Genomic DNA, 21,087 nt, shown 5'->3' on the forward strand with positions numbered 1-21,087 from the left:
GCGAGGAAAAGCGGCACCGTTGGGGCTGGAGCGTAGGGTGTACTGAGCCTACGCGAACTGCACCGTTCCGGCCTTTGATTGGTGCAGTTCGCCTAGGCTCAGTGCACCCTACATCTATTTCGGCACCGTAGGAGCGCCGCTTGAGGCGCGAACCGGTGGAAAGAAGACAACACCGATACAGCGCCGGTTCGCGTCTCAAGCAGCCCCCTAAAGAAGATTAAGACACAGGAAATCCCCGTCCCGTGAGCCAGCCTTCCCAAGACATCATTCAGAAAGCCCAACACCTCCGCGACCAGCTTAACGACTGGTCCTATCGCTATTACGTTCTTGATGATCCGGCCGTGCCGGATGCGGAGTACGATCGTATTTATCGGGAATTGCAGGCCCTGGAGGCGGCGCATCCGTCGTTGGTGTCTGCGGATTCCCCCACCCAGCGGGTGGGGGATGTGCCGTTGGAGGCGTTCGATCAGGTGCAGCACGAAGTGCCCATGCTCAGCCTGGACAACGCCTTTGATGATGACGAGTTGCGTGCCTTCGACAAGCGAGTGCGTGAGCGACTGGATGTGTCGGACGCCGTGGATTATGTGGCCGAGCCCAAGCTGGACGGGCTGGCGATTTCCCTGTTGTACCTGGACGGCGAACTGGCTCGGGCGGCAACTCGTGGCGATGGCCAGACCGGCGAGAATATCACCGTTAATGCCCGCACCATCCGTTCTGTGCCTTTGACCCTACGGGGTGACAAGGTGCCGTCGCGGCTTGAGGTACGGGGCGAAGTCGTGATGCCCCATGAGGGCTTTGCGGCGTTGAATGCCCGTCAGGAGGAAGCGGAGCAGAAGGTCTTCGCCAACCCCCGCAATGCCGCTGCCGGCAGCCTGCGACAACTGGATTCGCGGATCACTGCCAGCCGGCCGCTGGAGTTCTACGCCTATTCCATGGCGCAACTGGAAGGCGTGCCCGAACCGGCTACCCATTCAGACATGCTCGATGCCCTGCGCAGCTGGAACCTGCGGGTCAATCCGGAAGTGCGTGTGTGTGCAGGGGTCGAGGCATTGCTGGATTTCTACCACGGTATTCTGGAAAAGCGTGACCGCCTCGGTTACGACATCGATGGGGTGGTCTACAAGGTCAATCGGTTCGACTGGCAGCGGGACCTGGGCTTTGTCAGCCGGGCGCCGCGCTGGGCCATCGCCCACAAGTTTCCTGCCCAGGAAGAGCTTACTGTACTCAACGGCGTGGACTGGCAGGTGGGGCGAACCGGTGCCCTGACCCCGGTGGCGCGGCTGGAGCCAGTGCAGGTGGGCGGGGTCACGGTGAGTAATGCCACCCTGCACAACATCGATGAAATCCAGCGGCTGGATATCCGCATCGGCGATACCGTGGTGGTGTACCGGGCCGGGGATGTGATTCCCAAGGTGGTGCGGGCGTTGCCGGAACGGCGCCCGGCGGAGGCACAGAATATTTCCCTGCCGCCGAGCTGCCCGGTGTGCGGCAGTGAGATTCTGCGTGGTGATGACCAGGTGGTGGCCCGTTGTACCGGTGGCCTGATCTGCGGTGCCCAGCAACGTGAGGCGATCAAGCATTTTGCCTCGCGCCGGGCCATGGATATCGATGGCCTGGGCGACAAGCTGGTGGATGCCCTGGTGGATCAGGAACTCATTTCCACCGTGGCCGATCTGTACCGGTTACAGTCGGAGCAGGTGGCGGGTCTTGAGCGCATGGGGGAAAAGTCCGCCGATAACCTGATCGCCGCGCTGGAGGATTCCAAGTCGGTGGCACTTGGGCGTTTCCTGTTTGCCCTCGGCATTTTGCAGATTGGTGAGGAAACGGCGAAAAGCCTGGCGGATTGTTTTGGCGACCTGGACACGATTCGTCGAGCCCCGCTGTTATTGCTGCTGGCGGTGCCGGATGTGGGCATGGAAGTGGCCAAGGCCATTGGTGCCTTCTTTGCCGAAGCCGATAACGAGGCGGTGATTGATGGGCTGCTGGCCGCCGGGGTGAACCCGCAGTCCAGTGGTGAACCGTCAGCGGCTTTTGTGAACAGCCTGACATTGGCGCAGTTACTGAAATCCGCCAAGCGGCTGGGCATGAACCTTGAGGGTATCGGTGACAAGTCACTGGAAACTCTGGGCAACCATTATCGCACCGTTGCAGAGCTGAGTGCGGGGGCCGCGGAAGGGGCCGGTGCAGAACCTAAAGGCGTGCGCTCCGGTGTGATGACGCAGCTGGCCAAGGCATTGGCGGATAACGGCTGGCTGGCCCGGTTGCAGGACGCCGAAGCCATGGTGGCCGAGCTTGCCGCCCGTGCACCGGCCCAGGCGGAAAGTCGCCCCCTGGAAGGGCAGACCTGGGTGCTTACCGGGACGCTGGAACAATTCACCCGTGACCAGGCAAAGCAGGGCTTGCAGCAGTTGGGAGCCAAAGTGTCCGGTTCGGTGTCGAAGAATACATCCATGGTAGTGGCCGGCGCTGCCGCTGGCTCCAAGCTTGCCAAGGCGGAGTCCCTGGGGGTTGAGGTCTGTGATGAGGCCGCGCTACTGTCCGTATTCGAACAACACGGCATTGATCCGGGAGCTTTATGAGAATTGGCCTGACCCTGCTGCTGGCGACACTTCTTCTGGGTGGCTGTGCTGGCACACCCACCCAGACAGACAATGTCTGCGCGGTGTTTGACCAGCGGGGTGGCTGGTTCAACAACTGGTACAAGTACGCCAAGAACACGGAAAAGGAATACGGCGTGCCGGTTCCTGTGTTGATGGCGACAATCTACAAGGAGTCCGGGTTTCAGGCCCGGGCCAAGCCGCCCCGCACCAAGCTGCTGGGGTTTATCCCCTGGAAGCGACCGTCCTCCGCCTATGGTTACCCTCAGGCTCTGGATTCCACCTGGCAGTGGTACCAGGATGACACTGGCCGTCACGGGGCCAAACGCAACAAGTTCAAGGACGCGGTGCGTTTTGTGGGCTGGTACCACTACCAGAGCCATAGAAAAAACGGCGTCGCCCGCAACGACACCTATAATCTATATCTCAACTATTATGCCGGCCACGGCGGCTATGCCCGTGGTACCTGGAAAAACAATAAATGGATGAAGGGCGCGGCACAGCGCACCGCCAATACAGCCAACCGCTATCAACAGCAGATGAACGGCTGCGGGCGGTAGGGAAAATGTGGATTACGCCTGCGGCTAATCATCCCCCTACGTTTCCTGCGGGGTGGCATGGTTTTTCATTTCAGGCGGTGGCCACCGTTGGAGCTTTGCTCGCAAAGCGAAACCGTCAGGTATACGGAGGTTCGCCTCTTCGCTTTGCGAGCAAAGCTCCAACGGTATACGTGGGACCTGGTGCAGGTTTTGGTGTCCTGTTGCGCACAAAATGGCGGGGTTTTGCTAAAGTGCCGCTAGCAATCATGCAGTAGGGGGCAGCTTGGATAACGAATCCATCGTTTACGGGTGTATCAAACATCTGCCGTTTGGCTCCATCCAGGAGCGCAAGGCGCACTGTTTTCATAACCGTAGGGCTGTCCGGCAACTTCCTCAGGCCGATGAATGGCCATTCCTGTGCCGGGAAATGTTCTCTGTGCCCGGTGATGACCTGATGGGCGGCACCTTCCAGACCCAGGTGATCCACTTTGGCATGTCCTACCGGGCGGTGGAGTACGAATGGGAGCACTGGATCGCCAAGTTCGAATCCCTGCTCAAGAACATGTACTGGGTGAATGCGGTGGTACACCTGGAAACCGAGCTGTCCGGCTTCCATACCTTCGTCTGGGACAGCGCGGAGGTGTGCCACGAACCTTCCGAGGCGCCCCTGAGAGTGCGCTGTGAGTGGGCGCGGGAAGGGGCGATTGCTTGAGGGCAGTTGATAATTGAGAATGGATAATTGATAACGTCGCGGAAAACGTGGAGTTTAAACTGAAAGGCAAGAGGCCGCGCCCATCACTTGAGCGCGGCCTCTTGCCTTTCAGTTACTCGCTAGCCTGCATCGCGCAGTTATCAATTATCCATTCTCAATTATCAATTACGTCTCTTGTTTGTTCCTTCCCCATCACCGACACGCTCTCCGTGACCTCATCGAATACCACAAACGCTTCCTGTTTCTTTAGCTGATTGCGGACCTGTTCCACCTTGGTGGCAGTGGGGATCTCCTGGTCGCCGTAATCGGTGCCGTCTCGGGTGACGAACTCTTCGATCAGGTTGGTGAGGGTGTCTGCGGGCAGGTCTTTCCAGGGGACGATGATGGGCATAAGACTCCAATGTGGCTGAGGCGTTTACTCTGTAGGAGCGGCGCTTGAGCCGCGAAGGCGTTGGGGTAAGATTCCCAAGGCCTTCGCGGCTCAAGCGCCGCTCCTACGGGAAAGGTCTTTAAATCACCAGAAGCTGAATCCCGACACCCAGGATTACCAGCCAGGAGGTGACTACGCCCAGCTGACGGGCCAGGTTGGCGCTGCTGCGGGGGATCAGCATGCCGTAGCTGTAGAGGACACGGCCGCCTACCAGCAGGGAGCCGTAGATGTGCAGAGCTGTGCTGCCGCCGCCGTTGATTTCCAGCAACGCCATCAGTATCAGTGCCAGGGGCAGGTATTCAATGGTGTTGCCGTGGGCGCGGATGGCGCGGCTTACGTCCTTGTGGCCGCCGTCGCCCAGGGAGACTTTCTTGCCCAGGCGAAGGCGCACCACGTTGGCGGCCAGGGCGATGATCAGGAAGCCGCTGAGGGCTGCGTAAAGGGCGGTAATCGGCAAGCTGACTAGGGTCATGGCATCCACTCGGGTTGTTTTTTGCGTTTGCGGAGGATAAACCGGGCCGGGGCCAGGGCGTCAATCATTTCCTGGTCCATCGGCAGCGGCTGGCCACAGATCATCTCGGCGATCAGCTCCGCACACAAGGGGGTGCCGGTAATGCCGCGGCTGCCGTGGGCCACATTCAGGTAGAGCCCTTGTGCTGGGCGATGAGGATTGTTCGTGGCCACGGGCAACGGGCCGCACAGGGGCAGGAAATCGATGCTCTGACAACGGAATGCGACACGCCGGTCAACGATCTGGATGTGCTCGCCCCCCAGCTCTTGCCAAAGGGCGGGGAGGTGATGCCTCAGCTGGGCCAGGTTTTCCTCATCGTCGCTGTCGGTGGCATGGGTGTGATCTTCGTGGAGCTTGAAGGTGGCGCCGACACAGTGCAGCTCGTTCAGGGCCGGGGTCAGGTAACCACCATGGCATTGGGCCTGTTGCCAGCGTCGGGATGCATCGGTGGCCTGACAGTAGCTCACCTGGCCGCGAATGTGTTTGAGTGGTAGCCAGCCCAGGCCGGGTAGGGACTGGCTTTGGCCGGCGGTACACAGGACCACGGCATCGGCGCTGAGTGTTTCCCCGTTCTCCAGGGTTACCCGGGCCGGAGCGCCTTCTTGCAGGGATACCACCCGGGCTGACACCTGGCTGATGGCAGGGTGGTTGAGCAGATGCTGGCACCAGCGGGCCGGCCTCAGATAGCCACCGCCGAGCAGTTGCACGGCATTATCGCCGTGGGGCTGAAGCAGCTCCTTTGGCCAGGCCCCGGTTGTCATGGCCTGCTCCAGCTTGTCTTGCTGGCGCTCATCCACGTAGTGCTGGATCACCCCGTTCAGGTTGCCGTCTTCCGGGTGTGCTGGATATCTGTGTCGTTGTAACCAGCGCAGGGCGTGGCCGTAGCTTTGCTGGTAGAAGCGATTCTGCGGGGTGAGGTGGGCACTGGGGGTGCTGTAGACCACCCCGGCCAGGTTGCCGGACGCATGGTTGGCGATGCCATCCGGGTCCAGCACCGTTACCTGGCAGCCCCGCTCGGCCAGGGCTCGGGCGGTGGTGGCCCCGGCGAGGCCAGCACCGACCACCAGGATGTGGCCCGTTGCCGATACGGGGTGGGCCTCCTGGCCTTCGATCTTGCCAACCAGCATATGCCGTTTGTGGCCGAAACCATCACGCTTGTGCATGGCAAAGCCGACCTCGGCCAGTCCACGGCGGACAACACCGGCGGCCGTAAAGGTGGCCAGGGTGGTGCCGGGGCGGCTCAGTCTGGCCAGCTGGGCGAACAGTTCCGGTTGCCACATGTCCGGGTTGCGGGCCGGGGCAAAGCCATCCAGGAACCAGGCATCCACCGGGTGGTGGAACTGTGGCCACAAAGCCAGGGCATCGCCATGGAGCAGCGTCAGCTGCACACGCGGGTGCAGCTGGAGACGGTGAAAGCCCGGTGCTGGTGCCGGATACTCTGCCAGCAACCTCTCCGCCAGCGAGCACAGGGCAGGCCAGTGGGCCAGGGCTCTGGCCAGATCTGCCTTGCGTAGCGGGTGTTTTTCCACGGAGACCAGGTGTAGCCGGGCGCTGTCCGGGGCGTGTTCCAGAAAATCCCGGGCGGCAAGCAGGCAATTCAGGCCGGTACCGAAGCCGGTTTCACCGATAACGAAAATACCGCCGGCGGCCATTGCCCGGAAGCGCTCCGGCAGCCGGTTGCCCTGCAGAAACACATGATCACTCTCTGCCATGCCGTCCTGACGGGAGAAATATGGGTCGTCAAAGTCCACCGCCACCGGGGTGGTTTCTTGCCAGTCAACGGTGGCCGGCTGGATGGGGGAGAAGGTTGGGATTGTCATCACGACCTGAGACGGATCTGCCGTTGGCGCCTGAAGGGATGGCAGGATACCTTGCGGAAATCACCATTAACAGATGGCACTAAAGGTAGTTGACAGTTGATAGTTGGCAGCGAAACCCGATCCGGAGCCGCTGTGCTATCCGGTGTTTCGCTGGCGACGTTCAACGCGATGGTGATAAGACCCGAAAATGCAGAGATATAAGTGCTGGGTTAAAGGTAGGGGGTAACAGTGTTGCGGTATGGCTCGTCAGGTTCTGAAAGGCAAGAGGTCGCGCCCAAAGCTCCGGTCGCGGCCTCTTGCCTTTCGGTGATGGATAAACCCGGCTCGCGAACTGTCAACTGCCCACTGTTTTCTGTGCTGCTTTGAACTCGGCCAGCGCCCGTTTGCCCTGCTGCAGCAGCCACCGGGAACTTTGCTGGTAGCTGGCATTGTTGATGCGGATGTAAAAACCATCGATCAGGGTTACCAGTAGGGACTGGTTCTGGATTGGCCTTCCCCTTTCAACCCAGCGCATTTGTGCCTGGGCGGAGGGCTGGCCTTCCAGATCCAGCAAGGTTTCGCTGAGGATCGTCAGGGCATTAGCGCTGTCTTGCAGGGCTTCGTTCACCCGTCTTTGTCGTGCCTCGCTGTAGTAACTGGCGACAGCACGCTCTGACGGCATGTTATCCCAGCCCGTCGGTAGCCCGCTAAGGGTCAGCGATAACTGCTCTTTTTTATCTTCGCTTCGATAATGCAGCGTGCGGCCCCGTTGGGTTCTGATTTCCCCGTCCAGTTTCAGACCGGCCAGGTGCTGGGGAACCTGAAAGTGCGACAGGTCCACGGCCTGGGCGGTTGGTGTCACCGGCCTGCGTTGCTCTTCGCTGGATTCGGTGCTGAGTGTTGGCAGCTTCAAGGCAGTAGGTGGCTGCTCAAGGTCGGGCTGTGTGCCGCAGGAAACCAGGCCCAGCAGGAGGATAAGCGGCAACAGATAGCAAACTTTTACATTCATTTTTGTCATCATGGGGCAAGGTGTTCCGGGTTTCCCTGATGTGGCGGCGATTTTCTGGTGGCACAATACAAGATACCCGATGAGGATACCCTTTACAGGGAAAGACGGATGGAAAAACCATCACATAACGGTATGCGCACTGGCGTTGCAATGGCATTGCTGTTTGCCATTATCACCGTCCCCTTTGCGATTGCGTCTTTCCTGATGGTTCAACACCGCCTGGATCTGCTGTCGGGTTACAAGACTATGCAAGGCGATCTCAGGCTGTTCGAAAGTGGCCTGGCTGCCTTTTCGCCCCTTGACGACATGCGTGACCTGGCTCCGGTGATGATCCATACCCAGCATCAGGAGATCGTGTCATGCTTCGAACTGAGCGCGGCGAGAGCGGACAGCCGCCTACAGGCCTTTCTGCAGCAGGTGCGTGAACGGGATATACCCGGCCTGAATGATCAGGCAGGCCTGCTCAGCGAAACCTGGTCTGGCCTGACGGTGAAAACCGGGATTCCCCTGGAAGACGTGGCGGGCCCCTACGATAACGTCAATCGCATTGCCCAGCGTCTGGGCAATGCCCTTTCCTCAGTACTGATCGCTTCGGATATGTCAGTGGGGGAGGGGTTGGAGCCCAATGAAGTGTTGTCCCTGACGCTGGGCTCGTTTCGTCAGGCGCAGAATGACATCGGGTTGATTCGTGCCCTGGCGCTTTATGTCAGCCAGCGCGGTGGGTACCTGGGGGATAACGACGCCCGTCGTCTGGAAAATGCCTGGCAGCGACTGCAGCAGCAGCTTTCGATTATCGACAGCGAGATCAAGGCGCTGTCCGCCAGGACTGGCGTCATGGAGCTGCATCAGCAGTGGCGACTGGTGAAGGACGAACTGCAACGGTTTCTATTGTGGTCTGAACAAGAGCTGATTCTGGCGCCCCGGGTCCAGGTAAGCTGGGAACAGGCCTACGATCGCAGCCGCCACGCCATGCAGTCCCTGGATGGCTTGTCTGACAGTCTGGTAGAGCTGTCAGTACAGCTGGTAGAGCACACTCGTCAGGAGAAATTGCGAAGCAGCATTTTTCTGATGCTGGCGGTGCTGTTGCTGTATGCCCTGGTGTTGGGGTTGGCTCTGCTGGTTTACCGCTCCAATTCCCGGGCCATCAGTGCTCGTGCGGAAAGTCTGGCCAAGGGGCAGTTCCTTGCCCGCATGAGCCACGAAATTCGGACTCCCCTCAATGGGGTGATCGGCCTTGCAGAGTTGTTACGTGAAACCGACCCCACGCCCCGGCAGCAGGAATATATCAGTCTGATCGACAGTGCCGGGCGCACCCTCACCGCGCTGATCAACGATGTGCTCGATTTCGCCAAGATAGAGGCCGGCAAATTGCAGCTGGTGGAAGAAGAGTTTGACCTGCCTTTGCTGATGGCCGAGTGCGCCCAGATGTTCAATCTGCCCGCCAGTGATAACGGCTCCCTGGTGTTGCTCGATATCGACAGCAGCACCCCTTCCCGGGTGGTGGGTGATCCGACCCGGCTGCGTCAGGTGTTGATCAACCTGCTGGGCAATGCCGTCAAATTTACCCGTAACGGCAGAGTGGTATTGTCTCTGGCCTATCGCCAGGTGAGCCAGGAACAACCCTTGTTCAGCTTTGCAGTGACCGATACCGGCATTGGCCTCAGTCAGGAAGAGCAGGCCCGGCTGTTTCAGAATTTTGCCCAGGCCTCTGCGGATACGGCGAAACGCTTTGGTGGCACTGGGTTGGGATTGTCCATCAGCCGCGAACTGGTGGCGCTGATGGGCGGAGACATTCATGTGGAAAGTGCTCCCGGTAAGGGGGCCCGTTTCAGTTTCAGCGTTCAGATGCCGGCGGACAAAGGGGACGTGCCGACGATGGAGCAGGAGGCGCCACCGGCCTGGTTGTGGGATGTGCAGGGTAACCTGGCTGACTGGATGCTGGAGGACCGGCGGTTTAAGGCGGTGCACCGGGTCAGTAACAGCTCGCAACTGGCGGAGCTGGGGTCACTGGAAGGGGCTCGGGTTCTTTTGATCAACGGTATGCCTGACCGGGATCTGCTGGAGGAAACCCTGCAGCTGGTGCGTCTCAGTCAGGTGTCTCTGCAGATTCTGCTGCTTACCGGGATGCGCTCTCAGGCTCCGGACTGGCTGCCCCCACAGGTGCAATTGCTCCGACGTTCGGTGCTCACGGTCAATGAACTCAAACAGTTACTGGGTCGGCAGATGCCCAGTAGTATTCCGATTATTTCACAGGTGGAAGGGGAAGAAGCCGTTGCCGCACTGCGGGTGCTGGTGGTGGAGGACAACCCGGTGAACCAGATGGTGACAAAGGGCTATCTGGAGCGGCTGGGTATCAGCCTGATTCATATTGCCGAGGATGGCGCCCGTGCGCTGGACAAGTTCCAGGAAGCCGCTGGTGCTTATGATCTGGTACTGATGGACCTGGACATGCCGGTGATGGACGGCTTCACCAGTGCCGGGCGTATGCGCGATTGTGAAGAACGCGAACACTGGCCCCCTTGTCAGATCCTGGCCCTGAGCGCCCATGCTGTATCCGAGCTGGGAGGTCGGGTACAGCGATCAGGGATGAACGGCCAGTTGATCAAACCGCTTTCTCTGACCGCTATGCGCGATGCCATTTCCCGCTATCTGGAGATCAAGGCGTGAGGTATTCGAGAAAATCCTGAAAGGGGAGTGGCATCAAGGGTGCCAGTGTCACCAGTAATCCCAGTATCACCAGTATGAGGAACTCCAGGCGCCAGGCCCGATGACGCCGCCATCCATGCAAGCACAGGGCTACGGCTGTCAAAACCACCCCGGCATGAAAACTGGCCATGCTCACCAGCAGCCACTGCACATCCTGTAAAGCCAGCATCGCCCCACAGAACATCAGGAGCAGTGCTCCGCAGGTCAGGACATTGGCGGAGTCATGCTTGCGAAAAGTGGGCATACCGGTGTCTCCCGTGGAGTGAATGGTCTTGTATGGAAGCCTAAGCAATATTTAGGCCTGTTTCGATTAGGGACTCTAGGAAGGATTAATGACTGCCGTATGAAGCCGGAACATTGCATTTCGTCACTTTTTTGCCATCTTTATGTGTGAGAGTGGTTAACTTATGTAGTGTTTAATTCGTATAATCCGCTCCGACGATTGTGTCTTTCGGGTTTTGGGATAGAGGGTTCCTACATGCGTTATTTGTCTTTTGTCCTGTTTGCTGTGTTGGCCCTGCCGGCCCATGCACAAATCAGTAGCGGCATGAGCGAGCGGCTGTGTCTGGCGGCGAGCCAGGAGAGCGCTTTCGGCGCCTTGGTCGATGATCTGATTGAAAGCGATGAGCTGGCGCTGACCTCTGGTGAGCAAGTGCTCTCTTTATCCTGCCAGGATGGCAGCAGCGTGCTGGAAAAGATGGTGCTGGCCCGCCAGGCAGAGAACCTGGAATACGCAGTGATTGACCTGGGCCTGAATCTGACCGCCTCCCGGGTAGCGCTCCATGGGCAGACCTTGCCCCTGAAAGAGGCCCTTCAGCGCCTTGGCGAGCAGGGTGACAGCGACGTGCAGGATTTTGTGCAAAGTTATCTGAGCGACTTGTCTGACGAAGACTTCAACCCCAACCTGCGGGTCAGCCTGAACTAAGCGAAACGCTGAATGTTCGGCGTCGGACAAGAGAAACGGATGACGTGAACGCCATGCCTTTCGCTGATTAGCGTCAGGCATTCCTACCTACCGGTATCACCCGCTATAATTCGCCCCGCATTGTGATACCGGAACCCCTATGTCTGATCAGCAGGACCGTATTTACGCCACAGCGCACCAGCAGGTGACCCGTTTTTCGTTCGATGACACCGTGGTGCGTGTCTTCCCGGACATGATTCGCCGTTCGGTGCCCGGCTATCCCACCATCATTGATATGATCGGGGTTCTTGCCGCCCGTTACGCCCAGCCGGATACCTGTCTCTATGATCTGGGCTGCTCCCTGGGGGCCGCGACCACGGCCATGGCAACATTGACCGCAGATCAGGGCAACCGGCTGATCGCCGTGGATAATTCTGCGGCCATGATTCGTCAGGCCGGCACACTGATTGCGGAAACCGGGCAAAGCGAACGGGTCAGTCTGCTGGAGGGAGATGTAGCCAGCATGGATTTCGAACCGTGTTCCATGGCGGTGCTCAATTTCACCTTGCAGTTCATCGCCCCGGACAAGCGCGACGCCCTGATTCAACGTCTTGCCGACGCCACCTTGCCTGGCGGGATTCTGGTGCTGTCGGAGAAGATCCGCTTTGCGGACGATGCGGAGAACGCCCTGCAGACCGAGTTGCACCATGCCTTCAAGCGTAACAATGGCTATTCAGATCTGGAGATCAGCCAGAAGCGCACCGCGCTGGAGAACGTGCTGATACCCGAAACCCTGGCTGATCACGAAGCACGCCTGCGTCAGGCCGGTTACCGGGAGATCCATGTGTGGTTCCGCTGCTTCAATTTTATCTCTCTGCTGGCGGTGCGTTGATGCTGAAAGATTATCTGCAGCAGTGCGACACCGCGCTTCGGGAACTCTATGCCCAGCCCCAGCGGGACACGCTGATGGGCCTGTGTCGGGAGCGCCTGCTGGACAAACCCCATGGTGATTTGCCCCGTTGGCTGGCGGCGCTGAACGCGCTGCCTGAGGGGCCGGCGGGCTGTGATTTTGCGGCGGATGCCCTGCGCATCGGCAAGCCCGGTGACGTTGATCCGGGGGACGTGAAGGCAGCTCTGGAGGGGCTGATTCCCTGGCGCAAGGGGCCCTTTGATTTCTTCGGTGTGCAGATCGACACCGAGTGGCATTCTGACTGGAAGTGGCAGCGGGTGGCGCCGCATTTGTCACCCCTGACCGGACGGCGGGTGCTGGATGTGGGCTGTGGCAGCGGCTACCACTGCTGGCGAATGGCGGCGGCCGGAGCAGAGCAGGTGGTGGGAATCGACCCGACCATCCTGTTTCTGGTGCAGTACCTGGCGGTGCGCCGCTTTGCGCCTTCCTCTCCGGTCTGGTTTCTGCCGTTGCGTATGGAAGAGCTGCCGACGCAGACGGAGAATTTCGATACGGTGTTTTCCATGGGCGTGCTCTACCATCGCCGTTCCCCGCTGGACCACTTGCTAGAACTGAAAGCAGTGTTGAGCGAAGGGGGGGAGCTGGTACTGGAGACCCTGGTGGTGGAAGGCGATGCACAGACCGTGCTGATGCCCGAGGACCGTTACGCGGCGATGCGTAATGTGTTTTTCCTGCCTTCCGTGGCCATGCTCGAACGCTGGCTACAACGCTGTGGTTTTGTGGATATCCGCTGTGTGGATGAGAGCAATACTACCGTTGAGGAGCAGCGGGCCACTGACTGGATGCGGTTCCAGTCGTTACCGGATTTTCTGGACGCGGACGACCCAGCTCTGACCCGGGAAGGGTATCCCGCGCCGCGCCGGGCTGTGTTCATTGCCCGCAAACCCTGAGGTGGGGCAGGCTCGTAGGAGCACTCTTTGAGGAATGACTGGGGCAGGTGGCGGTCTTTGCAGGGGGGCGCTGAACGCAGCGGAACCATTGCCTCCTTTGCTTATATCGCCTTCGCTTGGGTGGAAGCCTCCAGTAACTGATCTACCAGCTGTAGTCTCAGACCTTCATCCAGAACGGATAGGGCAGGAGACAGCACTTTCATGAGCGAGGCCTGGTCGGCGCCATTGGCCAGCTCAAGCAGTTGCCTGGACAGTTGGTCAGTTGCCTCCGGTGCGGATTGCAGGGCGTCCAGTTGTTTGCCTGCTGACTCACTCAATGCAATGTGATCTGTGTCCGACGTCTTTTCCAGGGTATTGAATGCCCGATTAAGCAATTGCACCACACCTTCCTCTTCCTCCTGGCTGGCACAGTGAACGCTGATGCGTGTTGGCAGGGAAATACAGAACTCATCCAGCTCGAATTCCTGGCTACTGAACCATTGTTGTAGTCGCTGCGCCATTGCCACGGCACCGTCCACGGCGGTGGCCGGCAAGACCACGAACAGGGATTGCCCTGACTGACTGCTCACCAGCCCGTCCTCACAACGTTTAGTGGTATGCATTTGGTGCAGGACCTTCGCAAGCAAGCGCTGAATTCGCTCGGAGCCGATATCCGCCTTGATGGATGCCAGCTCCTGAAATCGGATAGCGAGGATGCTGAGGGGCTGCTGATGTCGCCGACAGAGAGACATCGCCTGGTGAATCATCTGCTGGATATGGCTGCTTTCGCGGCTGCTGGTTGTCACGGCAGTCATTGGGTACCTCGGGGCCACACATTAAGATGACGTTCCTTTCGTGGGAGCGTGTACAGGCTCTTAACAGTGGGTATCCTTTCCCTTGGTTTTCACTCTAATGAATTCCCTTTGGGCAGGCATTGCGCGCATACTTTATTTAACAACATTGTCTTGCTCTGTTACCAAAACCGGTTGTTTATCAGCCAATTAGAGCGGATAGAGAAAAGGAGTGAGGGCATGTCGATAATCTGGGTAATCGCCACGGCGGTGTTGAGCTCGGCAATGACACTGGCAGTGGTAGCGCTGTGGGGGCATTTCTACTTTCAGCCGCGGTTGCGTGACAGCATGCAGAAAGAGCTGGATGAGCAGGTGGAAAACGCTGCTCAGGTGCTGTCTTCGCGGGTGGAAGAGGGGGTGCGCCGCGGCCTGGTGGATGGCGTCCGCAATTTGGACACCCGGGATGTGCTGGAAGGGGCCAGTCGCAGCCTGGCCCGCTCCAGCGCGGAGCTGGTCGGCGAACGCCTGGGGCAAATTTTTGGCGCGCCGAAGAAGAATCGATAATACGAGCTAGTCTGATTGCATAGGGCAAGTTCCGAGATATCTACGAAGCTGCTGTAGGAGCGGCGCTTGAACCGCGAACCTTGCGCAGCAAGGATATCGCCCGCAGGGCGATCAGGAATCTCAGCGCTCCACAGGTTTCAGAAAGAACGATAGGCCTTGGCCTTTGTCTCCTCGCTGCGCTCGGTTCGCATGTCGCAGATCCCCTGGGTGGGCAAGCATAGCTCCTACGGGGAGCGTTGCTGGCGCGCTCGAAACTTGCTGGCTGGTCGTTTTGGCCTAACCTGCGTCGCAGCTTATCGCTCGGCGGCTACAGCCTGCCCCTGGCGGGGAGTAGTCGAGCCAGCAGGAAGGCAATGCCAAGGCTGAGCATGGCCAGGGACAACACATCCTGCTGCAATGCATGCAAGGTGGTTTCCCACAGGGAGGACGCCTTGAGTAGCGACAGCAGAATCAGCAGGGTGCCGGTGAGGCTGAAGAACTGGTCCAGCTTGCGGGCTCGTCGCAATTCTCCGCGCAGGTGACGCAGTTCCTCGAGGATGTCTTCCTGAATCAATTGCTGACGAGCTACCTGTTCTGCCAGTTCTCCGACCTGCTGAGGCAGGGTGGCCAGCTTCTCCAGCCAAACCGGGTCTTCACGGCGCAGCAGGTCGAGCAGCTCCTTGAGCCGGACATGGTCGTCGAGCCAGTTGCGAACCAGTGGCCACAGGCTGAAATTCTCGATCAGGTTGGCTAGTTCGGCAATTTGCCTGTCGCTGCCGGTGACGCGCAGGGATTCGTGATCGGTCAGTGGCTCGCTGGCAAACAACCAGTGGACCATGGCTCCCAGAGGACCCCGGACACGGATATCCACGTTGCCTTCGTAGTCGGTTAGCAGTTCCACGCCATCTTCATAGATCAGCACATAGAGCACCCAGAGCGGGCGCTCAGTACGAATCCGCACGACAGTGCCGTGCAGGGCGGCTAATCTGTCGCGGCCGGGCTGGTTGCCGGTGAGCGCCTGATTGAGTGCGCTCTCCAAACCACCAAGCACAATCAGCTGGGGGAAACTACCGGTCTGAGGCATAAGTGAGGGAAAATCCTGTCCTGAAATGGGATCTCGTTGTCGCTTCGGGTCCCGATTTGTTGCCAAAAATTACGTTATCTTGCTTATATTTAGAGTGCCAGCTACCTATACTAGGCACTTTTATAATAAAGGGCACCTCCCATGATAGGTTGCTGCCTTAAAACGACATTGGCTTTTTAGACCGGGATTGGCGAAAGCGGGATATGTTTGTCTTGGCACTGTCGCGTTACAGTGCACAAGCCCTTGGAGGGGAGTTGTTTTTCAATGCTGGAATCATTGCTTTCGTACCCGGACTTCTGGAAGTACGTCAGTATACCTTTCATCGCCGGTGCCGTAGGGTGGATAACCAACTGGATGGCCGTCAAAATGACGTTCTATCCACTGGAATTCATTGGTATTCGGCCAATCTTCGGCTGGCAGGGGATCATTCCCTCCAAGGTCGAGAAGATGGCAGGTATAGTCGTGGACAAGGCCCTTTCCAAACTGGGCAGTCTGGACGAGTTTTTTCGCGAGATGGAGCCGGAAAAGATATCCGCCCACCTCACCCGCACCATCCAGCTACGTATTGAAGAGTACACCGATGAGGTGATGACCGAGCGCAATGCCGTGCTCTGGGAGAATTTGCCTCTGTTGGTGCGCAAGCGTGTCTACGCCCGCGCACGCCGGGCAATTCCAGCGGTCATGGACAATGTGGTTGATGACATCAGCCGCAATCTGGACAGCTTGGTGGACATGAAGCACATGGTCATCACCCAGATGAGCGAAGACAAGGCGCTCATGGTGCAGATGTTCCAGGAAGTGGGTGATCCTGAATTTCGTTTCATTACCAATTCCGGTTTCTACTTCGGTTTCCTGTTCGGCCTGATCCAGGTGCCGGTATTCATCTTTGTGCCTGAAAACTGGGTGTTACCGTTCTTTGGCTTTATCGTCGGTATTGCCACCAACTGGCTGGCTCTGAACCTGATTTTTCGACCGCTCAATCCCGTTAAAATCGGCCCTTTCCGCATTCAGGGACTGTTCCTGAAGCGGCAGAAGGATGTGGCTGAATCCTTTGCTCGCCTTGCTACGGATGAGGTGATCACCTTGCGCAACATCATGTACCAGGTGGTTAACGGTCCCCGTGGAGATCGCACCAAGGCCCTGATCAAACGCCATCTCAAACCACTGCTCAATGGTGGCGTGGTGCGTACGGCTGCCCAGTTGACGGTGGGCCCGGAGGGTTATGCGGATCTCAAGAAGGCGGTGGAAGACAAAGCAGTCGATCTTGCCGTGGAGCCTTTTGAAGATCAGGGCTTCAACAAAGAGCGGGGCCTGATTGTCGAGAAGCTCATGGCTGAACGGATGCAGGCGCTCAGCTCGGAAGAATTCCAGGACTTGCTGCGACCCGCCTTCCAGGAAGATGAGTGGATTCTGATCGTGGTAGGCGGCTTCCTGGGGGCCATGGCCGGGGTCGGGCAACTGCTGTTCATGTTCGGAGCGGCCTGATGGAAACGCTGCAGATAGATATAGCCACTCTGGGGTGGCTGCTGTTTGCAGCGGCGGGAGCGTCTTCTCTGCTGACCCTGACCCTGATGGGGTTAATTGGTCATTTTTATCTGGGGCCCAAAATTGAACGCAAGGTGGATCGCCGTCTTGAAGAGGGCGCCAATCAGCTGGAAGAGCGCCTGAGGAAGCGGATTGTCGATTTGCTTACCGGCCGCTCTCGGGAAGTGATCCGCAACAGCGCCCGGGATCTGGCTCGGGGCATGGGCCTGATTGGCAATCGGCGGCCGGATGATAATGATGATCTGGATGGGCAATAGCCTGATCTGATGAGAAATTGATCACATAAACGATCATTGAGCAATTGTCAGACAAACTCGTGCAAACCTGCTCTGCTACCCCCCTATAATTTACCCCATCGCGTCGATGCCGTTGCTTGTTGCTGCGCTGCATCTGCTCGTGGAATTACCTTCGGAGTCTGGATCATGTCCGACGATAAGCAGAATGAAAAAGAAGAGCGGAATCCTAGCCCGCTGAAGGCCCTTAGCGGGGCTTCACGAGACATTCGCAAGTATACCCACCAGATCTGGCTTGCCGGTCTGGGAGCGTTCGCACGGGCCGAGGAAGAGGGTAGTGGCTTTTTTGATGCCCTGGTCGAAGCTGGCCGAGAAGTGGAACGTCACACCAAGGACAAAACCGAGTCCCGGGTGGAAGAGATCAAGGAACGGGTTCGCCATCATACCGGCGAGACCATGGACAAGATGGAGAAGGCCTTCGACGATCGCCTGAACAAGGCGCTGTCCCGGTTGGGGCTCCCCAACAAGCGGGAAGTCGAAGAGCTGGAGAAACGGGTTCATGAGCTTACCAGTGCTCTGAGTAAAGCCGAGGAAGATGTACATACTTCCTCTGAATCCGAGACTCCAAAACGCCGCAGCCGCAAGAAGAGCTGAGGCGTCCAAACAGTGTTGTAGCGCACACCGCTAACCCCTTAGTGGTGTCTTTTGACGGGTACCCCCTTGGTACCCGTTTTTTTTAGTTCGAAATAAGCCCCTCACAGAGGGTATGGCCAGATTACTCGGAACGACTGTGCCACGCTGTCACCCTTGGTAACGTCTTCATGCCCCAATTTTGTTCACAGGTTTCTGTCAATGGGCTTTTTCTGCAATAAAATATGACAAACCCGTGAATGGTCCATAATAAACAGCGCAACCAATTGAAATATAATGAATTTATTGATTGGTCAAAAAATAGGCATGTCGTCAATAGCCGTGAAAAACCGGTGAGATAGAGCGGTTGTGTACCGGCTATGCACAGGGTTATCCACAGCTTCTGTGGAAAAGAATTTAGAGGGTATGATTGTACCGATGCGTGGTAGAGATCGGTTACCTGAACGGCCTGTATATGACAAGGAAGTGGCGTTTTTGCACAAGGCTGCTATTGAGCTCATGCGATTGGCTGTCATCCGGTTGTCATCTGGCGTGGCCAAAAAAGCACCGCTAAGTTGCTGAGAATAATAAGGTTTGCTGTCTGTGTAATTATCCATCATTGAGAGGGAAAGGCCTTTTGCCGGGGGTTACAGACGGTTCTTCTCAGCTTTTCCACAATTCTATCCACAGGTTTTGTGAGTAACCCCCCGCTAAATGTGCTGATGCGCTCTGCAAGTTGTGGAAAGTGTCAATCCCTGTCCTGGTGGAAAATCATGCAAACAGCTGAAAGGTATCCTATACGGGGGCTGTAGAGTGTTTTCCTGAGGTCCTGCACAGAGTTGTCCACAGACCATGGGGATAGTTGTTGGGGTGTGGAAGAATAATGTCTGTGGCGCGCTGATCGGGCAAGCAGCCTGAAGTGGCTTGTGTGGTGTTTGATTTGGGGGGTGTTTGGCCTCATTAAGTCGGCTTTTCCCGTACTCAGGGCAAAGAAAGGGGCTTGCCCGGAGCAGGGTCAGCAGAGCTGTGGCTTCAGGGGTGTGCTGTGAATATATCGGTATGATTGGCAAATAAAAAAGGGTGCCCGAAGGCACCCTTTTTTTGGTCAGCAACGGAAAGATCAGAAACGGTGCTCGCCGTTGTCGATGCTTTCCTGGCTTTCCTTGTCCAGCTGCTGGTAGCAATCAGCCTTGGGAAGCAATACGTAGACTGCATTGTCTTGCTGGCCAAGGTCGTACTTCTGTTCTTTCAGCTTGTTCTTCTGGTGCTTGAAGGTACCGGTGGTTTCCATGGCCTGCTCGTTGATACGCAGGAACACGGGAATGGCGTAGTGTGGCAGTTCACGCTTCAGGTAGGCGCACAGCCCCTTGAAGTCGAATTCACTGTGGTGGCAGGTCAGACGAACCTGTGCCATGCCGGCCCGGCCATTGGTGTTGGGAATTTCCACACCGTAAACCACAGATTCCTGAATGCCATCAAAACCGTCCAGAATCTGTTCCACTTCGGTGGTGGACACGTTTTCGCCTTTCCAGCGGAAGGTATCGCCCAGACGATCCACGAACTGCGCATGGCGGAAGCCGATATCGCGCATCATGTCGCCGGTGTTGAACCAGGCGTCGCCCTTCTTGAAAACGTCACGGAAGATGGATTTTTCGGTCTTCTCCGGGTCGGTGTAGCCGTCAAATGGGGTCTTGTCGGTGATCTCGCCGAGCATCAGGCCGGATTCGCCCTTACCCACCTTGATCATGTTACCGCTGCTGTCGCGTACCGGCTCGTCCCGTTCCTTGTCGTATTTGACGATGGCATAGCTGACAGGAGAGAAACCCACGGTGTTGTCGAAGTTGAACACATTGGTAAAAGCTACATTGCCTTCTGAGGAGGCATACAGCTCTACCACGCGGTCAATGCCGAAACGATCCTTGAACTCTTTCCAGATGCTCGGGCGCAGGCCGTTGCCAACAATGGTGTGAACCTTATTGTCCTGGTCATTGGGCTTTTCCGGTTGCTCGTGCAGATAGCGACACAATTCGCCTACATAACCAAACGCAGTACAGCCGTGACGGCGGATATCTTCCCAGAAGCCGCTGGCGGAGAACTTGCGCGCCAGTACCAGGGTGCCTGCAGGGGCCAGCACTGATGCCCAGCAGATGACCATGCCAGTGGCGTGGTAGAAGGGCAGGGTGGTGTAAAGGCGATCGTCAGCATTGAGGCGTACCGCCGAATAGCCAAACCCACCGTAAGCCTTTTCCCACCGACCGTGGTTGAACACCACGGCTTTGGGCAGGCCCGTGGTACCGGACGTATAAATGTAGAACAGCGGATCACGGAGGAAAGTCTGCTTGCTGGAAGCCGGGTTCTCGCTGGAGCAGTCCTTGATTTCGCTGGCCAGGTTCTTGTAGCCGGCGGGAGCGTCACCCGGGTTTTCCAGGGTGTCCTGGTCGGCGAAGAAAAAGAAATTATCCTTAAGATCCAGGTCGCCGCGAATCTCTTCCACGGCTTCTACCAGCTCCTCACCAATAATGGCGGCCTTGGGTTTCACCAGATTGAAAGAATGGACCAGTACTTTGCCACGCTGGGAGGTATTGATCAGCGCAGCGCAAACGCCCATTTTGGCACAGGCGGCTACGGTGACTAGCAGTTCCGGGCGGTTTTCGATGTTGACGGCGATAGTGTCGCCTTTTTTCAGACCGATGGAGGCCAGGTAATCTGCCAATCGGTTAGCCCAGGCATTGAACTGCTTATAGGTAAGCTCGGTGTCTTCGTAGATCAGGGCGGCGCCGTTGGGGTTCATGCCGGTGGCTCGCTCGATGGCCATGCCCAGCCCCAAAGGCTTGGTCGTGTCAGTGATCTTGGCCATCCGCGAGCCCTTGATCAGGCCTGGCAGATTGCTGACCACCTCGGGAACCTTGGACAGAAGCTTGGGCAACGTGATGATGTCGGCGCTGCTCATAGGATCTCCATTAGTCTGTGTTCTTGGAAGGCCCAGGCACAAAACACCACGGGATCAATCGATACAGGCCAGTCTTTCGATCACGGCATGTAAACGGTTATCCGCAGGCTGTTCAGCCGGGAACCCAGTATTGGCAAGCGGGCGCTTACCTTAACCGTAGCACCATGGCAGGGCAAGAGCCCTGCCCGGGAGCTGTGCCGGAGCAGATTGTAGCGGTCCGTTTTGGCCTTATCTGCCCGATGCAAATTGAAGCACAGTGGAGTGT

General features: G+C 57.8%; 19 protein-coding genes. 11 read left to right on the top strand and 8 right to left on the bottom strand.

The features are described 5' to 3' along the window. Positions 1-242: 242 nt before the first annotated feature. From ligA to T9A_RS08500, 3 genes are all read left to right on the top strand, one after another. Positions 243-2,579, top strand: a complete 2,337-nt coding sequence (gene ligA, locus T9A_RS08490) for an NAD-dependent DNA ligase LigA (RefSeq protein WP_052042686.1) — start codon at positions 243-245, stop codon at positions 2,577-2,579. After that, entirely contained in the window at positions 2,576-3,157 is a 582-nt protein-coding gene (locus T9A_RS08495; protein ID WP_035247058.1) for a transglycosylase SLT domain-containing protein, read from the top strand. The genes ligA and T9A_RS08495 overlap by 4 nt, the downstream gene beginning before the upstream one ends. A 262-nt stretch (positions 3,158-3,419) precedes the next feature. After that, complete coding sequence (locus T9A_RS08500; RefSeq protein WP_035247061.1) at positions 3,420-3,848, top strand: hypothetical protein; 429 nt, start codon at positions 3,420-3,422, stop codon at positions 3,846-3,848. Positions 3,849-4,002: 154 nt separating this feature from the next. Here T9A_RS08500 and T9A_RS08505 read toward each other — a convergent pair whose 3' ends face one another. The 4 genes from T9A_RS08505 to T9A_RS08520 form a co-directional block, all read right to left on the bottom strand. Next, a complete protein-coding gene (locus T9A_RS08505; RefSeq protein ID WP_035247064.1) occupies positions 4,003-4,239 on the bottom strand; it encodes a YheU family protein in 237 nt (78 codons plus the stop codon). Positions 4,240-4,357: 118 nt separating this feature from the next. After that, a complete protein-coding gene (locus T9A_RS08510) occupies positions 4,358-4,750 on the bottom strand; it encodes an MAPEG family protein (protein ID WP_035247067.1) in 393 nt (130 codons plus the stop codon). After that, positions 4,747-6,609 (bottom strand): bifunctional tRNA (5-methylaminomethyl-2-thiouridine)(34)-methyltransferase MnmC2/FAD-dependent 5-carboxymethylaminomethyl-2-thiouridine(34) oxidoreductase MnmC1, encoded by a 1,863-nt coding sequence (gene mnmC, locus T9A_RS08515; protein WP_035247070.1) that lies wholly within the window; start codon positions 6,607-6,609, stop codon positions 4,747-4,749. Before mnmC ends, T9A_RS08510 begins: the two co-directional genes overlap by 4 nt. A 334-nt stretch (positions 6,610-6,943) precedes the next feature. Beyond that, complete coding sequence (locus T9A_RS08520; RefSeq protein WP_232222048.1) at positions 6,944-7,597, bottom strand: hypothetical protein; 654 nt, start codon at positions 7,595-7,597, stop codon at positions 6,944-6,946. Positions 7,598-7,705: 108 nt separating this feature from the next. On the opposite strand from T9A_RS08520, the gene T9A_RS08525 reads away from it, so the two are divergent. Beyond that, positions 7,706-10,264: a hybrid sensor histidine kinase/response regulator gene (locus T9A_RS08525; RefSeq protein WP_052042689.1), complete on the top strand. Its 2,559-nt coding sequence runs from the start codon at positions 7,706-7,708 to the stop codon at positions 10,262-10,264. Here the strand turns inward: T9A_RS08525 and T9A_RS08530 are convergent. Further along, positions 10,254-10,547, bottom strand: coding sequence for a hypothetical protein (locus tag T9A_RS08530; RefSeq protein ID WP_035247076.1), 294 nt, complete (start codon positions 10,545-10,547; stop codon positions 10,254-10,256). The genes T9A_RS08525 and T9A_RS08530 overlap by 11 nt on opposite strands. Positions 10,548-10,781: 234 nt before the next feature. Here T9A_RS08530 and T9A_RS08535 point away from each other — a divergent pair, with 234 nt between their 5' ends. From T9A_RS08535 to cmoB, 3 genes are all read left to right on the top strand, one after another. After that, a complete protein-coding gene (locus T9A_RS08535) occupies positions 10,782-11,228 on the top strand; it encodes a hypothetical protein (RefSeq protein WP_035247079.1) in 447 nt (148 codons plus the stop codon). A gap of 139 nt (positions 11,229-11,367) precedes the next feature. After that, positions 11,368-12,099 (top strand): carboxy-S-adenosyl-L-methionine synthase CmoA, encoded by a 732-nt coding sequence (gene cmoA / locus T9A_RS08540; protein WP_035247082.1) that lies wholly within the window; start codon positions 11,368-11,370, stop codon positions 12,097-12,099. Beyond that, on the top strand, positions 12,099-13,067 hold the full coding sequence (cmoB, locus tag T9A_RS08545; protein ID WP_035247085.1) for a tRNA 5-methoxyuridine(34)/uridine 5-oxyacetic acid(34) synthase CmoB: 969 nt from the start codon (positions 12,099-12,101) through the stop codon (positions 13,065-13,067). Before cmoA ends, cmoB begins: the two co-directional genes overlap by 1 nt. Before the next feature lie 101 nt (positions 13,068-13,168). Here cmoB and T9A_RS08550 read toward each other — a convergent pair whose 3' ends face one another. Beyond that, positions 13,169-13,861, bottom strand: coding sequence for a diguanylate cyclase (locus T9A_RS08550; RefSeq protein WP_035247087.1), 693 nt, complete (start codon positions 13,859-13,861; stop codon positions 13,169-13,171). 216 nt (positions 13,862-14,077) lie between these two features. Here T9A_RS08550 and T9A_RS08555 point away from each other — a divergent pair, with 216 nt between their 5' ends. Next, positions 14,078-14,401, top strand: coding sequence for a hypothetical protein (locus tag T9A_RS08555; protein WP_035247090.1), 324 nt, complete (start codon positions 14,078-14,080; stop codon positions 14,399-14,401). A 307-nt stretch (positions 14,402-14,708) separates the two neighbouring features. Here T9A_RS08555 and T9A_RS08560 read toward each other — a convergent pair whose 3' ends face one another. Further along, entirely contained in the window at positions 14,709-15,464 is a 756-nt protein-coding gene (locus tag T9A_RS08560) for a hypothetical protein (RefSeq protein WP_035247093.1), read from the bottom strand. Between the two features lie 264 nt (positions 15,465-15,728). On the opposite strand from T9A_RS08560, the gene T9A_RS08565 reads away from it, so the two are divergent. The 3 genes from T9A_RS08565 (at position 15,729) to T9A_RS08575 (ending at position 17,896) form a co-directional block, all read left to right on the top strand. Then, positions 15,729-16,949 carry a DUF445 domain-containing protein gene (locus T9A_RS08565; RefSeq protein WP_035247094.1) on the top strand — a complete coding sequence of 407 codons (1,221 nt, stop codon included), beginning with the start codon at positions 15,729-15,731 and terminating at the stop codon, positions 16,947-16,949. Continuing rightward, complete coding sequence (locus tag T9A_RS08570; RefSeq protein WP_035247097.1) at positions 16,949-17,266, top strand: hypothetical protein; 318 nt, start codon at positions 16,949-16,951, stop codon at positions 17,264-17,266. Before T9A_RS08565 ends, T9A_RS08570 begins: the two co-directional genes overlap by 1 nt. A gap of 165 nt (positions 17,267-17,431) precedes the next feature. Then, a complete protein-coding gene (locus T9A_RS08575) occupies positions 17,432-17,896 on the top strand; it encodes a phasin family protein (protein WP_035247100.1) in 465 nt (154 codons plus the stop codon). A 1,096-nt stretch (positions 17,897-18,992) separates the two neighbouring features. On the opposite strand, the gene T9A_RS08580 is transcribed toward T9A_RS08575, so the two are convergent. Then, a complete protein-coding gene (locus tag T9A_RS08580) occupies positions 18,993-20,822 on the bottom strand; it encodes a long-chain-acyl-CoA synthetase (RefSeq protein WP_035247103.1) in 1,830 nt (609 codons plus the stop codon). Positions 20,823-21,087 lie beyond the last annotated feature (265 nt).

Origin of the sequence: Alcanivorax jadensis T9 (genome assembly GCF_000756655.1) — a bacterium.
Classification (GTDB): Bacteria; Pseudomonadota; Gammaproteobacteria; order Pseudomonadales; family Alcanivoracaceae; genus Alcanivorax; species Alcanivorax jadensis.